The sequence below is a fragment of the Mixta gaviniae genome, from assembly GCF_002953195.1.
Lineage (GTDB): Bacteria > Pseudomonadota > Gammaproteobacteria > Enterobacterales > Enterobacteriaceae > Mixta > Mixta gaviniae.
Genome location: NZ_CP026377.1, coordinates 2,663,616 through 2,679,143 on the forward strand (window position 1 = coordinate 2,663,616; position 15,528 = coordinate 2,679,143).

12 protein-coding genes are annotated in these 15,528 nt (G+C 57.2%); all 12 read right to left on the bottom strand.

Annotated features, from left to right (window positions below; translation table 11 throughout):
- Positions 1 to 390, bottom strand: a complete 390-nt coding sequence (cheY, locus tag C2E15_RS12455; RefSeq protein WP_104957647.1) for a chemotaxis response regulator CheY — start codon at positions 388 to 390, stop codon at positions 1 to 3.
- 40 nt (positions 391 to 430) lie between these two features.
- Positions 431 to 1,480 (bottom strand): protein-glutamate methylesterase/protein-glutamine glutaminase, encoded by a 1,050-nt coding sequence (locus C2E15_RS12460; protein WP_104951522.1) that lies wholly within the window; start codon positions 1,478 to 1,480, stop codon positions 431 to 433.
- Entirely contained in the window at positions 1,477 to 2,352 is an 876-nt protein-coding gene (gene cheR / locus C2E15_RS12465; protein ID WP_104957648.1) for a protein-glutamate O-methyltransferase CheR, read from the bottom strand. The genes C2E15_RS12460 and cheR overlap by 4 nt, the downstream gene beginning before the upstream one ends.
- A gap of 390 nt (positions 2,353 to 2,742) precedes the next feature.
- Positions 2,743 to 4,416: a methyl-accepting chemotaxis protein gene (locus C2E15_RS12470; protein WP_104957649.1), complete on the bottom strand. Its 1,674-nt coding sequence runs from the start codon at positions 4,414 to 4,416 to the stop codon at positions 2,743 to 2,745.
- A 188-nt stretch (positions 4,417 to 4,604) separates the two neighbouring features.
- Positions 4,605 to 6,272, bottom strand: a complete 1,668-nt coding sequence (locus C2E15_RS12475) for a methyl-accepting chemotaxis protein (protein WP_104957650.1) — start codon at positions 6,270 to 6,272, stop codon at positions 4,605 to 4,607.
- 172 nt (positions 6,273 to 6,444) lie between these two features.
- Positions 6,445 to 8,109 carry a methyl-accepting chemotaxis protein gene (locus C2E15_RS12480; RefSeq protein ID WP_104957651.1) on the bottom strand — a complete coding sequence of 555 codons (1,665 nt, stop codon included), beginning with the start codon at positions 8,107 to 8,109 and terminating at the stop codon, positions 6,445 to 6,447.
- 600 nt (positions 8,110 to 8,709) lie between these two features.
- Positions 8,710 to 9,207, bottom strand: coding sequence for a chemotaxis protein CheW (gene cheW, locus C2E15_RS12485; protein WP_104957652.1), 498 nt, complete (start codon positions 9,205 to 9,207; stop codon positions 8,710 to 8,712).
- Between the two features lie 24 nt (positions 9,208 to 9,231).
- Complete coding sequence (gene cheA, locus C2E15_RS12490; protein WP_245912404.1) at positions 9,232 to 11,235, bottom strand: chemotaxis protein CheA; 2,004 nt, start codon at positions 11,233 to 11,235, stop codon at positions 9,232 to 9,234.
- 11 nt (positions 11,236 to 11,246) lie between these two features.
- The gene (gene motB / locus C2E15_RS12495) at positions 11,247 to 12,278 is read right to left on the bottom strand and encodes a flagellar motor protein MotB (protein ID WP_104957653.1); all 1,032 of its coding nucleotides are present in this window, start codon (positions 12,276 to 12,278) and stop codon (positions 11,247 to 11,249) included.
- Positions 12,275 to 13,162, bottom strand: a complete 888-nt coding sequence (gene motA, locus C2E15_RS12500; protein WP_104957654.1) for a flagellar motor stator protein MotA — start codon at positions 13,160 to 13,162, stop codon at positions 12,275 to 12,277. Before motA ends, motB begins: the two co-directional genes overlap by 4 nt.
- Before the next feature lie 134 nt (positions 13,163 to 13,296).
- On the bottom strand, positions 13,297 to 13,875 hold the full coding sequence (gene flhC / locus C2E15_RS12505) for a flagellar transcriptional regulator FlhC (RefSeq protein WP_104957655.1): 579 nt from the start codon (positions 13,873 to 13,875) through the stop codon (positions 13,297 to 13,299).
- On the bottom strand, positions 13,875 to 14,222 hold the full coding sequence (gene flhD, locus C2E15_RS12510) for a flagellar transcriptional regulator FlhD (protein ID WP_084971407.1): 348 nt from the start codon (positions 14,220 to 14,222) through the stop codon (positions 13,875 to 13,877). The genes flhC and flhD overlap by 1 nt, the downstream gene beginning before the upstream one ends.
- Positions 14,223 to 15,528 lie beyond the last annotated feature (1,306 nt).

Consider the following 15,528-nt stretch of genomic DNA (forward strand, 5'->3'; position numbering starts at 1 on the left):
TTACATACCTAATTTTTCGAAGATCTTACCTAACTTCTCTTCCAGGGTCGCTGCGGTAAAAGGTTTAACGACATAGCCGCTGGCGCCAGCCTGGGCTGCGGCGATAATGTTCTCTTTTTTCGCTTCGGCGGTTACCATCAGCACCGGCAGCTTGCCCAGCGTGGCGTCGGCACGAATGGTCTGCAGCAGCTGCAGGCCATCCATGTTCGGCATGTTCCAGTCGGAAATGACGAAATCGAAACCGCCCGCGCGCAGCTTGGTCAGCGCATCGGCGCCGTCTTCGGCTTCTTCAACGTTGTTGAAGCCCAGCTCTTTCAGCAGGTTGCGCACAATACGACGCATCGTATTGAAGTCGTCCACCACCAAAAAACGCATATTCTTGTCAGCCATATCTACTCCTGTGTTATTTCGTCCCGCTGGACGGGCTCGGTTAAATTCGCAATGCCTGTCCGGCGCTAATTTTTGCCAGCATGTGCTGGCTGATTTGGTGGAGATCCACCACTTCACTGGCTCCCCCGTGAGCAATGGCCTCACGCGGCATGCCGAAAACCACACAACTCGCTTCGTTCTGGGCGATGGTCCAGGCGCCGGCGCGGTACATCTCCAGCAGTCCGGCCGCGCCGTCGTTGCCCATGCCGGTGAGGATCACGCCAACGGCGTTGCGTCCGGCGTGTTGCGCCACCGACTTAAACAGCACATCCACCGACGGCTTATGGCGATTAACCGGCGGGCCGTCGTTCAGTTTCACCTGATAGTTGGCGCCGCTGCGCGCCAGCTCCAGGTGCATCGCGCCGGGGGCGATATAGGCGTGCCCCGGCAAAATACGTTCGCCATCTTCCGCTTCTTTCACGGTGATCTGGCAGAGTTTGTTCAACCGCTCGGCGAACGAGCGGGTAAAGCCTGGCGGCATATGCTGGGTAATCAGCAGCGCCGGGCTGGTCGCCGGCAACGGCTGCAGCACATGGCGAATCGCTTCGGTGCCGCCGGTAGACGCGCCGATGGCGATCAGCTTCTCACTACTCAGCAACGGGCCCGCCTTCAGCATCGCCGGTGCGGCCTGCGCGCCACGCGGCACCAGTCGGGCGCGGGCTGCGGCGCGGATCTTGTCGGCGATCATCTGGCTGTAGGCCATCATGCCTTCGCGAATACCCAGCTGCGGCTTGGTGACGAAATCGATCGCACCCAGCTCCAGCGCACGCAGCGTGACTTCCGAACCTTTCGCCGTCAGCGACGAGACCATCACCACCGGCATCGGACGCAGACGCATCAGCTTTTCAAGAAAATCGAGACCGTCCATACGTGGCATCTCAACATCCAGCGTCAGCACCTGCGGGTTGTACTGTTTAATCAAATCGCGCGCCACCAGCGGATCGGGGGCGGTCGCCACCATTTCCATATCGGGATGGCTGTTGATGATCTCCGTCATCAGTTGTCGCATCAGCGCTGAATCATCAACGCACATTACGGTGATTTTGCTCATGATCTTTCCTTAGTCAGCCCGTAAACCGTTTGTCCGCGCAGATAGAACTCTTTGCTTATCTGGCTGAAGTTTTCTGAGTGGCCGGCAAACAGCAGGCCGCCCGGCTTCAGCAGCGGAACAAAGCGCCGCAGGATCTTTTCCTGAGTTTCTTTGTCGAAATAGATCATGACGTTGCGGCAAAAAATCGCATCAAACGGGCCGGGCAGTGCCCACTCGTGCGCCAGCAGGTTCAGCTGGACAAAACTCACCGTACTGGCCAGCTCGGAGCGCACGCGCACCATACCGGAGTGCGGGCCGGTGCCGCGCAAAAAGAAGCGCTGCATCTGCGGCTGCGACAGCGTGCGCAGCTCCTCCTGGCGATAGATGCCCGACGAGGCCTTTTCCAGCACCTGCGTATCAATATCGCTGGCGTGGACCGAAAATTTCCCCGGCCCGGCGCCCAGCGTCTCCGCCAGCGTCATGGCGATGGAATAAGGCTCCTCGCCGGTAGAGGCCGCGGTACTCCAGACGTTGTAGCTACCGCCGCGCCGTTTGGCGTGTTCCGCCAGAATCGGGAAGTGGTGCGCTTCGCGGAAAAAAGCCGTCAGGTTGGTGGTCAGGGCGTTGATAAACGCCTGCCACTCCGCGCTGTTGGGATCTTGCTCCAGCAAGGCAAGATAGCGGCCAAAATCATCAATATTCAGCGTGCGCAGGCGACGCACCAGACGGTTGTAAACCATTTCACGTTTATGATCGGCAAGCACGATGCCGGCTCGCTGATAAATCAACTGACTGATACGGCGAAAGTGCGTATCAGAGAGAGGCAAGCGCTGCACCATCTGGGCCAGCAGCGTCGCGTTCTCAGGTGGTGCCACTACTGTCGATTTCTTCATCCAGGTTCACCCAACAAAGCAGTTTAAAGTTTAAAGGCGCCACTTCCTGGCGATGGCTTGTCAGCTTCTCGCCCTGCTTGCCTGCCTTACCCGCCTGCGGCGCATGGTGCGCTATGGCTGTCTGGCCCGACTATCGGGGCGTCGCGCTAATCCGTGGCCGCTGCCGCTTCCTGATCAGCGCGGCATTCTGCTGTGTGACCCGATCTGGCCTTAAGGAGCGCGGCGGTGGCGCCGTCCCCCTCATTTGAAGCGGGGCAGAAACGTTCTGATATCGCGGCGCAGGCGTTGTCTGCCGCCCTCGCTATCAGAATGAAACCTCTACCTGCCCCTCTCACCGACTTTTCCGTCAACACGTCTTTCTTATCGTTTACTGCCTGCAGCCGGCGAGAATCAGAAGGTTTCCCAGTTCTCGTCGGAGGCGGCGGCCTTGCGCGCTACCGTTGTCGGCGCTGCGCCCGGCGCTTTTTTCGCTGCCATATTTACGTTAACGGCGGCGGCGGCGAATTCTTTACGAATTCTGAACACTGCGACCGCCTGACTGAGACGGCTGGCCTGTTCTTCCAGCGCGGCAGCGGCCGAAGCGGACTCTTCCACCAGCGCGGCGTTCTGCTGCGTCACACGATCCATCTCGGTCACCGCCAGGCCCACCTGGTCGATACCGCGGCTCTGCTCGTCGGACGCAGAGGCAATTTCGCCCATGATGTCGGTCACGCGGGTGACAGCGCTGACGATATCGCTCATCGTCTCGCCGGCGCTTTCAACCAGTACAGAACCGGTATCGACACGCGCCACGGAATCTTCAATCAGCGATTTAATTTCTTTCGCCGCCTGGGCGCTGCGCTGCGCCAGGTTGCGCACTTCGCCCGCTACCACCGCGAAGCCGCGGCCCTGCTCGCCGGCGCGCGCCGCTTCCACCGCCGCGTTCAGCGCGAGGATATTGGTCTGGAAGGCGATGCCGTCGATCACGCTGATGATATCGGCGATTTTCTTCGAGCTGCCGGCAATGTCGCTCATGGTTTTCACCACGCCGTCCACCACCTTGCCGCCCTTCTGCGCGGTCTCAGAGGCGCTCAGCGCCAGCTGCGACGCCTGACGGGCGTTCTCGGCGTTCTGTTTCACCGTGGCGGTCAGCTCTTCCATGCTGGCGGCGGTCTGCTCCAGCGAGGCGGCCTGCTGCTCGGTACGTGAAGAGAGATCGTTGCTGCCGGCGGTGATTTCGCTGGCGCCGGTGTAGATGGCGTCAGAGCCGTCACGCACGTCGCTGACGGTACGCACCAGCTCCTGCTGCATGTTCTTCAGGCTTTCCGCCAGCACGCTCATTTCGTTGCGGCCTTCCACCACGATAGGCTGCGTCAGGTCGCCGCTGGCGATATGACGAATATGCTCAATGGTGGTTTTCAGCGGACGCAGCAGGATCTGATGCATGCCGGTCCAGACCAGTGCAACCACGCCCGCCAGAATGGCCAGCACGATGCCGATAATCCACAGCGAACGCTGGTAGGCATCTTCATTCTGCTCGGCGCCGGCGGCCATCAGCGTGCTGGTGGTCTGCGCCCAGTTGTTGTAGGCGGTTTCAAAATCGTTCTGATAACCCTGCGTCGGCTGATCAACGAATCCTTTCAGGTCGCCAGCGCCCAGCATTTGCACCAGCTGGCCCAGCGCGTCATGCAGCACTTTGTATTTGTCGCTTACCGCCGTCAGGTAAGGCATGCTTTTTATATCGTCAGGCAGCTCCTGGTTATAGGCGGCGAAATTTTTATCCGCCGTCTGCAGCTGCTCGTTAGCCATCGCCACCAGTTCGGCCACGGTGCTACCGCTGCCCATATGGTTGGCGTCCAGCATGTAGCGAATGCCGGCGCGGTTAAGGGTGTTGCGCGCCTGAATCAGGGCGACCCAGGTGGCGTTCAGGCTGATCTGCTCGCGCTGGATCTGCTGCGACAGCACAAAACTTTCCCGATCCCCTTTCAGGGCGTTGAAGAACAGACCGCTGGATGCGACCTGCAGTACAGCGAATATCGCCAGCACCATTACCAGTGCCGTCACAACTTTAATATGCTTAAACATGGTGGACCTTAACGCGTGGTTGAATGACTGGATTTATCGGCACAGCAGGCGAGATCTTTATCCTTATCTGAAATTAACTGCGGTACAGGGCGTGCCGTCAGAAGAGATCAAAAGTAAAAGCGGCAACGGACGCCGTCGGGCGACGGCGTCCGGTTTTAACACTGCGCTTTTGCCAAACGCCTGAAGAATTAGAAGGTTTCCCAGTTGCCGTCGGCAGCGGCAGGCGCGGCGTTCGGCTTCAGCGCGGCAGGCTTGCTGAGCGTCGGCGTCTTCAGCGCCGTCGTGCGGCCAGCCTGACCCTGACGTACCTTGAACACCGATACGGCATGGCTGAGGCGGCTCGCCTGCTCTTCCAACGCGGCAGCGGCCGAAGCGGACTCTTCCACCAGCGCGGCGTTCTGCTGCGTCACACGATCCATCTCGGTCACCGCCAGGCCCACCTGGTCGATACCGCGGCTCTGCTCGTCGGACGCAGAGGCGATCTCACCCATGATGTCGGTGACGCGGGTGACTGCGCTGACGATATCGCTCATCGTCTCGCCGGCGGTTCCTACCAGCGCGGAGCCGGTATCGACGCGCGCCACGGAATCTTCAATCAGCGATTTAATTTCTTTCGCCGCCTGGGCGCTGCGCTGCGCCAGATTGCGCACTTCGCCCGCCACCACCGCAAAGCCGCGGCCCTGCTCGCCGGCGCGCGCCGCTTCCACCGCCGCGTTCAGCGCGAGGATATTGGTCTGGAAGGCGATGCCGTCGATCACGCTGGTGATATCGGCGATTTTCTTCGAGCTGCCGGCGATCTCGCTCATGGTTTTCACCACGCCGTCCACCACCTTGCCGCCTTTCTGCGCGGTCTCAGAGGCGCTCAGCGCCAGCTGCGACGCCTGACGGGCGTTCTCGGCGTTCTGTTTCACCGTGGCGGTCAGCTCTTCCATGCTGGCGGCGGTCTGCTCCAGCGAGGCGGCCTGCTGCTCGGTACGTGAAGAGAGATCGTTGCTGCCGGCGGTGATTTCGCTGGCGCCGGTGTAGATAGCGTCAGAGCCGTCACGCACGTCGCTGACGGTACGCACCAGCTCCTGCTGCATGTTCTTCAGGCTGGCGGCCAGCAGGCTCATTTCGTTGCGCCCTTCGACTTCGATAGGCTGCGTCAGATCGCCGGCGGCGATAGCCTGGATATGCTGTATCACGTTCTGCAGCGGCAGCAGCAGAATGCGCTGCAGGCCGAACCAGCAGAGAACGATCACGGCGATAACCAGCGCCATGACCGTACCGAGGATCCAGAGCATGGTGTTAAACGCGCTTTCGTTATCCACTACCCCTTTCGCCGACAGCACTGCCTGCGCGCCGCGCCATTCGCTATAGGTGGCCTGCGCCTCATTCTGCTTCTGTTCGATGTTCTGTTTGAACATCGCTTCCAGCTGACGAGCTGACAGCATATCGGTCATTTCGCTCAGGCTTTTCGCCAGCGAAGTGTATTTATCGTCCATACGTCGCGACAGCGCGTCATCCATGCCCGGGGTGTTCGGGATTGACTGAAATTCGCGGTAGTGCTTATCCGCTTCCGCCAGCTGGCTGCGGCTCTGCTGCACCAGTGCGTCAAGCCCGCCGCCGTTGATATTGCCGGCCATATCGCTCTGCAGGCGCAGCATGCCGCGGTTAAGCGTAATGCGCGTCTGGTTAAGGGCGATCCAGGCGTCAGTCAACGCCCCGATGTTTTGACTGGACGTTTGTGAAACGGAGAAATTGTTCTTGTCCTTATTCAGCGCGTGAAAAAACAGCCCGCCCGCAAGCAGCTGCATCGCGCCGAAAATAACCAGCACGGCAATCAGGCTGGTTACGACTTTGATTCGCTTTAACATACATACCCCTGGTATTAAGAAATAAATTAACTACCAGTACGTTATCGGCACAGGATGGCTAACGTTTATTACCGCAGGGGCAAAATTCAGCGGAAATCGCGTGAAGATGGCAAAGAAAAAGCGATGCCGTCGGCTGACGGCATCGGCAAGGTAAAGAAAGGTAAAAGCGCAATCAGAAAGTGACCCAATTCTCCCCGGCGGCGGCGGCCGGTTTCTCCTGGCCGACGGCTGGCTTAAGCGTCAGCGCCGGCGTGGCATGCGCTTCGCGGGCAACGGCTTCGCCCGCCGGCAGGTTAAAGACCGCGACCGCTTTGCCAAGGCGGCTCGCCTGCTCCTCCAGCGCGGCGGCGGCGGCGGCAGAGGCCTCCACCAGCGAGGCGTTCTGCTGCGTCACCCCATCCATTTCCGTTACCGCCTGGCCCACCTGCTCAATGCCGCGGCTCTGTTCGTCGGAGGCGGCGGCGATTTCGCCCATAATATCGGTGACGCGGTTCACCGCGCTGACAATCTCGCTCATGGTTTCACCGGCGCTATTGACCAGCACCGAGCCGGTATCGACGCAGCTGACCGAATCGACAATCAGATCTTTAATCTCTTTCGCCGCCTGCGCGCTGCGCTGCGCCAGGCTGCGTACCTCGCCCGCCACCACCGCGAAGCCCCGCCCCTGCTCGCCGGCGCGCGCCGCTTCCACCGCCGCGTTCAGCGCGAGAATATTGGTCTGGAAGGCGATGCCATCAATCACGCTGATGATATCGGCGATTTTCTTCGAACTTTCGGCAATTTCGCTCATGGTCTGCACCACGCCGTCCACTACCTTGCCGCCCTTTTGCGCGGTTTCCGAGGCGCTCAGCGCCAGCTGCGATGCCTGACGCGCGTTGTCGGCATTCTGTTTCACCGTGGCGGTCAGCTCTTCCATGCTGGCAGCGGTCTCCTCCAGCGAGGCAGCCTGCTGTTCGGTGCGCGACGCCAGATCGCCGCTGTCGAGAGAGATCTTGCTGGCGCTGGTGTAGATCACGTCCGCGCCGCTGCGCACGTCGCGCACGGTACGCGCCAGCGACTGCTGCATAGTGCGCAGGCTTGCCGCCAGCTGGCCCATTTCGTTGCGGCTCTGAATATCGATTTTCGCCGTCAGATCGCCTTCGGTAATGCGGTTAATGTGGCCCATGGCGTGATTCAGCGGACGTAGCAGGATGCGCTGCAGAATAATCCACATGCCACCCAGCGCCACGGTGATCAGCAGCAGCATCATGATCGCCAGGCCGAGCGATTCATTGTAGTTTTCCTCGCTTTCCAGCAGCCCTTCTCTGGCTTTTTCGCGGTTCTTCGTCAGCCAGTCGTTATAGGCCTGCTCAAACGCCTCCTGATAACGCTGCGTCGGCTGCGCCAGCGCCGACTGAATATCGCGTTTGCTGAGAAACGCATTCAACTCCTGCAGCTTCTGATGCAGGTTGGTGTAATTTTCGATCAGCGCCAGATGATCCGGCTTCTGCATATTAAGCTGTTTCATGTTCTGGAATTCGGCGAATTTCGCGTCCGCGTCCGCCAGCTGACGGGTCGCCAGCGCCAGCAGCGCATCCGCTTCCGCATCGGTATTGTTCTCCGTTGAGAACATATTGATGCGCAGCGCGGCGCGGTTCAACGAGCTGCGCGTCTGCAGCAGGCTGGCCCACAGCTGATGCAGCTGGTTGCGGCGCGCGCTGTCGGTTTGCTCCGTGGCGATGCTGGCGCGGTTTTCCCGCACCGCATTAAAATAAAGCCCGTTGGTGGCCAGCTGCATCACGCCGAATATGGCCAGTATCAAAAATAATACTGTCACTATTTTCATATTTTTAAACATACAAGTCCCTTATTGTTTATCGCATACCGGCAATGCCCGCGGGCGACGCAACAGCGTAAAACAGCGCGCGCAGGTTAATTGATCTCCACGCGACGATCATTGCCTTATGACGCCTTTTTCGGCAGTCGTCAGATACCGGCGTTGTCATCAGATAATTCACACTGACACTGTTCTAATTCTTCGGTGTTTCATAAAAAAACATAAATTTTTTATCGGTTAAATTAATAACAGGCTGTTTTAAAATGGAAATTTTCAGGATGGATTAAATGAAAAAAACAAAGCGACGCGGCGTGAAAAGCAGCCTGTTTTTTTAAGCGAATAAACAGCGGGCAAAGGTGTGTTTTATTTGTGCATTCAGAAAAATCGATTAATACCAGCAGGTGGAAAAGATGTTAACGTCCTGCGTTATGTTTGTTTGTTGATGATTAATGGCTGCGTTTTAACGCGATCGCGTCTGCGGTTTTATTCACCGGCGTTAAGACATATCGCTGTACGATCGCCGACGGTTGATGGGACATTTCTCAGCATAAAAAAAGGGCGACTTCACGTCGCCCTTTTTTATTCCGCTCCCCCTGAACATCGTTCGGGGCGCTGGCACGCTTACGCGCTGCGCAGCGTATCCATCAGCGCCATCTCTTCGCTGCTCAGCAGCTTTTCGATGTCAACCAGGATCAGCATGCGATCGCCCAGCGCGCCCAGACCGGTCAGGTATTCCGTGGACATGGTCACGGCAAACTCCGGGGAAGGACGGATCTGATCGTTAGTCAGCGACAGCACGTCGGAGACGCCGTCCACCACGATGCCGACCACGCGCTGCACCAGATTCAGTACGATCACCACGGTGTTGTCATTATATTCCACGCCCGGCTGCGCGAATTTAATGCGCAGGTCGATAATCGGCACGATTACGCCGCGCAGGTTGGTCACCCCTTTAATGAACGCGGGGGTATTGGCGATGCGGGTCACCTGATCGTAACCGCGGATCTCCTGCACCTTGAGAATATCGATCCCATATTCTTCATCGCCGAGGGTGAATACCAGAAACTCTTGTCCGACGGTTTCACCGGCCAGTTTCGTTACGTTTGCCATTCCAGTCATAGCTTTGCCCTTAATTGGTTACGATTACGCGGCGCCGGCCACGCGTTTCTCACGGTTTAAAGATTGCAGTGCCGATACATCGACAATCAGCGCCACGCTGCCATCGCCGAGGATGGTGGCGGCGGAGATGCCCGGCACTTTGCGATAGTTGCTTTCAAGGTTTTTAACCACAACCTGATGCTGACCAATCAGCTGGTCGACCAGCAACGCATAGCGTTTTCCGGCGCTTTGCAATATCACCACGATGCCCTGGGTCGCTTCGGTTTTCGCGTCCTGCACATCAAATACGTTCCACAGCTCTACCAGCGGCAGGTATTCGCCGCGCACTTCCAGCACGCACTCGCCACCCGCCAGCGGTTTCAGATCTTCCGCGCGCGGCTGCAGCGATTCCATCACCGCGTTCAGCGGCAGGATAAAGACTTCGTCCGCCACGCGTACCGACATGCCGTCGAGGATCGCCAGCGTCAGCGGCAGCAGAATGCGAATGGTGGTGCCTTTGCCCTGCTTCGAGGCGATCTCGACGTGGCCGCCCATCTCCTGGATGTTTCGTTTCACCACGTCCATGCCGACGCCGCGACCTGATACATCGGTCACCTGCTCGGCAGTAGAGAAGCCCGGCGCGAAAATCAGCATGCCGACCTCTTCGTCGCTCATCGTATCGCTAACCGGCAGGCCGGATGAGAGCGCCTTGGCCAGAATACGTTCGCGGTTAAGCCCGGCGCCGTCGTCAATCACTTCGATACAGATATTGCCGCCCTGATGCTCTGCGGAGAGCGTCAGGTTGCCTACCGGGCTTTTGCCGGCGGCGTGGCGTTTTTCCGGCGACTCGATGCCGTGGTCGAGGCTGTTACGCACCAGGTGCGTCAGCGGATCGATAATACGTTCAATCAGGCTCTTATCGAGTTCGGTCGAGCTGCCCAGCAGCGTCAGCTCAACTTCTTTGCCCAGCTTGCTGGCCAGGTCGCGCACCAGACGCGGGAAGCGGCTGAAGACATACTCCATCGGCATCATACGGATCGACATCACCGATTCCTGCAGATCGCGCGCGTTGCGCTCCAGCTGGCCCATGCTGTTCAGCAGGTCGCCGTGCGCCACCGGATCGAGCGCGCCGGAGCGCTGCGCCAGCATCGACTGGGTAATCACCAGTTCGCCGACCAGGTTGATCAGCTGATCGACCTTCTCGACCGCAACACGGATGCTGCTTGATTCGCTGGTTTTCGCCGGCGCGACTTTCTTCGGCTCGCGCTTCGCTGCCGGCGCCAGTTCGGTCACGTTGGCCGGCGTTGCCGCGATTTCCGCTTCCGCCATGGTGGTCGCCACCGGCGCCGGCTCGGCCGCTACCGGTTCCGCCGCCGCCGGCTGTGCCGCGCCCGCTTCCGGGAAGCTGATCTGCGCCTCGTCAATCACAAAGCAGAGAACAGCAACCAGATCGTCTTTAGCAACGGAGGAATCAAGCGTCGCTTCAAGGCTGTTTTCGCCTTTGATCACATCGCTGACGGTGCCGAGGTTGCCCAGCTCTTCGAGCAGCAGCGCCACTTCGTTTGGCTTCAGCGCGCTCAGCTTCAGCCGCAGGCCGGTGGAGGCCGGCGCGGCGGCAGGCTCCGCGGCGGCCAGGGTTTTCACCGGCGCAATCGCTTCGCCTTTCGCTTCTAACGCCAGCTGACGCAGCGCTTCGCAGATATATTTAAAGCTGTCGGCGTCCGGCTCCTGGCCCGCCTTATAGGCATCGAGCTGTTCCTGCATAATATCTTTGGTTTCCAAAAACAGGTTGATGATGTCAGTGCTGAGCTGCATTTCGCCCCGGCGCGCACCGTCCAGAATGTTTTCCAGAATATGCGTGGTTTCCTGCAAAACCACGAAGCCGAAGGTGCCAGCTCCGCCTTTAATGGAATGGGCCGCACGGAAGATGGCGTTAAGCTGTTCCGAATCCGGCTCCTGCGGGTCGAGACCCAGCAGGTGTTGCTCCATGTCCGCTAACAGCTCGTCAGCTTCATCGAAGAACGTCTGATAAAAATCGCTGATATCCATGCTCACGGTTATCACCTCTGCTGTGAGTCGCCCTCAGGCTGCGGCGGAGTGACGGGAGCGGGAGCGACTTGCGTCACCGGCTGCTCCTGACTGACCGACGCGGCCTGCGAGGGTTGATGATCTGGGGTTATCGCCGCGTCAGAGGGCTGCGCCGGCGCGGTAATTTGTTTAATGCTCTGCGGATCGCTTAACTGCGTCGCGTCACTTTCGGCATTCTCTTTTTCGATTTGCGCCTGCGTGTCGTGATTCAGCACCAGCAGGCTGATGCGACGGTTAACCGCCTCATCGCCGCCGCGATTTTTCAGCCTCATGGTGTCGGACATGCCCACCACGCGCAGCATTTTGCTGCCATCGAGTCCCCCGGCCACCAGCTCACGACGTGAGGCGTTGGCGCGGTCGGCCGACAGCTCCCAGTTGCTGTAGCCACGGTCGCCCGTTGCATACTGGAAATCGTCGGTATGGCCTGCAAGACTGATTTTGTTCGGCAGATCGTTCAGGATCGGCGCAATAGCGCGCAAAATATCGCGCATATAAGGCTCAACCTGAGCGCTGCCGGTTTTAAACATCGGCCGGTTCTGGCTATCGATAATCTGGATGCGCAGCCCCTCTTCCACCATGTTGATGATCAGGTGCGGCCGCAGCGCTTTCAGGCGCGGGTCGGACTCGATCAGCTGGTCAAGGCGCTCGCGCAGGCGGTTAAGACGAATCTCTTCCAGCTTGCGCTTTTCCGCATCCAAATCGACATGCTTCTGTACTTCGCCATCCTTGCGGGTCGGATCGTCGCCGCCGCCAGGAATCGGACTTTCACTGTCGCTGCTGCGCTGACCGCCGGATAACGCCACCTTCAGCGGCGTCTGGAAATATTCGGCAATCTGCGTCAGCTGCTTAGGGTTGGCGACCGAAATCAGCCACATCACCATGAAAAACGCCATCATTGCGGTCATAAAGTCGGCGTAGGCGATTTTCCATGAGCCGTGACCGCCCTCATGTTTTTTATGCTTGCGCTTTTTTACTACTATGATGGGGTGATTCTGGTTGTTCATGCGTCTTGGCCCGAAGTCTGTTTACCGGCTGATTTCGCGTTGCGTACGTGTTCCTCCAGTTCGGTGAACGACGGACGCTCGGTGGAGTACAGCGTTTTACGACCAAATTCCACGGCGATCTGCGGCGCATAGCCATTCAGGCTGGAGAGCAGCGTCACCTTGATGCACTGCATCATCTTGGTGTTTTCCGAACACTTCTGACGCAGCACCGACGCCAGCGGCGAAATAAAGCCGTACGCCAACAGGATGCCAAGGAAGGTACCGACCATCGCATGCGCGATCAGCTCGCCCAGCTCCGCTGCCGGACGATCCGCCGAGGCCAGGGTATGTACCACGCCCATGACCGCCGCCACGATACCGAAAGCGGGAAGCGAGTCGCCCATGGCGCCGATACTTTGCGCTGGTACGTCGCACTCATGCTCGTAGGTCTCGATCTCTTCATCCATCAGTGCTTCGATTTCAAACGCGTTCATATTGCCGCTGATCATTAACCGCATATAGTCGGTGATAAAGTCCACCAACTTGTTATCGGACAGAATGCGCGGGTAATTAGCGAAAATTTCACTTTCTTTTGGGTTTTCAATATCGCGTTCCAGCGACATCATGCCCTGCTGACGCGATTTCGCCATCAGTCGATAGAGCAACGCCATCAAATCCATATAGACAGCTTTATTATATTTAGAACCGCGGAACAGCAGCGGCAGCGCTTTTAAGGTTGCTTTAATCGCTTTGCCGCTATTTCCGACGATAAAAGCGCCAATACCGGCGCCGCCGATAATGACCAGTTCGGACGGTTGATAAAGCGCGCCCAGGTGACCGCCGACCATCATATAGCCGCCTAACACCGAGCCAACAACGAGGATATAACCCAAAAGTACCAGCACAATAAATCCTTACGTCAGTAACGTGTTGGTGGAAGTTAAGCCAGAGAGCCGAGGCGTTATTCGGCAATGTGGAGGCAAAAAAAAAGCAGCGGTTAAAAACCGCTGCTGGATGTCATTCCACAATGCGAACAAACTTAAACGGCGTGTTTAACCTGTTCATCCAGCAGTTGTGAAAGGTTATCGGCACTCTCTGCTGAAAGTTTACGTCTTTTTACCGCACGTGATGGCGGCTGGCACAGGCTGCAGGCAAAGCTGCCAACTGGCTGATGCGCATGGTTAATAAAGCTTCCGCCGCAGCATTTGCAGTCGGAAAGTTCCAGCATGCCGCTTTCAACAAAACGCACCAGCGTCCAGGCGCGCGTCAGGCCCAGCAAGGGGCCCTCATCCGACTGAGGACATTGCTCAAGATAGAGGCGATACGCTTTGATGACCGCATCGACGCCCTTGGTCAGTTTGCTTTTCAACAGGAACTGCCAGGCGTTGCAGAACATCGACGCGTGAATATTCTGTTCCCACGTCATAAACCAGTCGGTCGAGAACGGCAGCATGCCTTTCGGCGGCGGGCTACCGCGCAGTTCTTTATAGAGTTTAATCAGGCGGCCGCGGCTGAGCTGTGTTTCGCTTTCCAGCATTTGTAAACGCGCGCCGAGCGTGATCAGTTCCATTGCGAGCTGAATATCGCGCGCTTCCTGAACAATACTTTTTTCGCTCATTATACCGCCCTCTTTTTCGGCGCTTCGTCTTTAGCAGCGTCGCGCAATAAACGACTGGATAATAAAATACCGGTATGGATCTGCTGTAAATCATCCACACGCGATTCCTGCGTCAGGCGGTTAATAATGTTGTGGTCGTTAAAACGGAACTGGCATACCAGCTGATTAGTTTCCGCTAATTTAACCATCTCTGGCAGCGTTAACTGCGACAGCGCATCCGCCATAGCTTCATCGATGCCAAGGCGAAACATTGCAGAGGCTTTTTCCTGGTTAATTAAACGTTGAGCAAGCAGCAAATATGACAAATTAATATCGTAAATATGTTTTAATAATTCGGACGTACCCATTCTTTTCCCATCCTGACTAACACTACTTTTAACTGTGCGGAATGGTTACCGCATTCTTGGTTGCTGGCTGGTAAATCTAAAGATGGCAAAAAAGCAGAGGCGGTAGCCAAACGTTTTCTGAAGTTGTTTCACATCCCACCGGGATCCTGAATCAGTAATAGTCATAACTCCAGGCCATGTATTACTTGAGTTCTAACCATCTTCCGTGACGTTCGCTTACAGTTTTTTAAGATTATTCCGAAAGCAGTGCAAATGTATCCCCTCTGATTTCGACATACAACGAGCGACAGGTAAAATTTTAGATAAAGTGTGATCCAGATCACACTTTTAAGGCAAATCGCCTAAAAAAATCCATCAGTAACGCTTGTGAATAGTGCAGAACGCAACCAATAAAGCCACTTTTTGCTAAATTTTTATCTTAAATTTAACATTTCTGTTTCAAAAGTTTGCTTTTTATCCAATTCCATGCCAGCACTTCGCGAAATCGGCGTTACCTGACATTAACAACTGTCAATTTTTGTAAGTGCAGCATTTAACACTGGTTGGACCGCATTAAAGGCGTCGCGATATTAATCACTTAGCGTAATCGTTTCGAACGAGGATGATTATCCTGCGGGGGAAATTTGGCGGTCGTGACGGCGTTTCGACAACGGTTCGTTAACAGTGAAGCGTAAGTGTATAGAGGGCATCAGCAGGTGTAACAAGCTGTGACATAAGGGATATGAATGTTTTAGCAGAAGGGTGCAGCTGCACCCAGCTACTATCGGCACTGTTGCGCCATTCTTTATGCCGCAGGCGCCTGTTTTCCAGAAAAAAGCGTCGACTGCATAAAAACCAGGCGAATTTTGCTCCACCGCTACTTTTTAGCCCGATCCATTCGTAAGGGAAAACGCAGCATTTCCTGCGGGATTTTACCCGTCAGCACAGTGCGTTCACCCAGGCTACATTGTCGCGACAATAAACGGCCTCCCCCGCTTCGCTTCGCTGGCTTACCATTTCGCCTTCGCCTCCTCTCCGCCGGAGATCCCGTTTGCGGTCCGCGCAGTGACATAAACCACTACGCGGTTTTGCCGACGGCGCGGCGCATTCAGCCGCCGGGGGTGATAAAAACAGGGGCAACAGGATGCGGCAAACCGCCTCACCGGGGAAAAAATAGCCTGAACGGGATGCGCCAGCTGTTCGCGTTGCGGCGAAAACCGGCTGAGCGGGAGGCAGCGAACCTGCTCATGGCGACGGGAAAGAAGCAGACGTTGTGCGCAGCGCCCGAAAAAGGCGGCCGGAGGCACCAGGCGCAGGAGGTGCGCAG

Bases quoted from the DNA above. Each gene is read 5' to 3' on its own strand.
- cheY (WP_104957647.1), bottom strand. From the start codon at position 390: ATGGCTGACAAGAATATGCGTTTTTTGGTGGTGGACGACTTCAATACG.
- C2E15_RS12460 (WP_104951522.1), bottom strand. From the start codon at position 1,480: ATGAGCAAAATCACCGTAATGTGCGTTGATGATTCAGCGCTGATGCGA.
- cheR (WP_104957648.1), bottom strand. From the start codon at position 2,352: ATGAAGAAATCGACAGTAGTGGCACCACCTGAGAACGCGACGCTGCTG.
- C2E15_RS12470 (WP_104957649.1), bottom strand. From the start codon at position 4,416: ATGTTTAAGCATATTAAAGTTGTGACGGCACTGGTAATGGTGCTGGCG.
- C2E15_RS12475 (WP_104957650.1), bottom strand. From the start codon at position 6,272: ATGTTAAAGCGAATCAAAGTCGTAACCAGCCTGATTGCCGTGCTGGTT.
- C2E15_RS12480 (WP_104957651.1), bottom strand. From the start codon at position 8,109: ATGTTTAAAAATATGAAAATAGTGACAGTATTATTTTTGATACTGGCC.
- cheW (WP_104957652.1), bottom strand. From the start codon at position 9,207: ATGACTGGAATGGCAAACGTAACGAAACTGGCCGGTGAAACCGTCGGA.
- cheA (WP_245912404.1), bottom strand. From the start codon at position 11,235: ATGGATATCAGCGATTTTTATCAGACGTTCTTCGATGAAGCTGACGAG.
- motB (WP_104957653.1), bottom strand. From the start codon at position 12,278: ATGAACAACCAGAATCACCCCATCATAGTAGTAAAAAAGCGCAAGCAT.
- flhC (WP_104957655.1), bottom strand. From the start codon at position 13,875: ATGAGCGAAAAAAGTATTGTTCAGGAAGCGCGCGATATTCAGCTCGCA.
- flhD (WP_084971407.1), bottom strand. From the start codon at position 14,222: ATGGGTACGTCCGAATTATTAAAACATATTTACGATATTAATTTGTCA.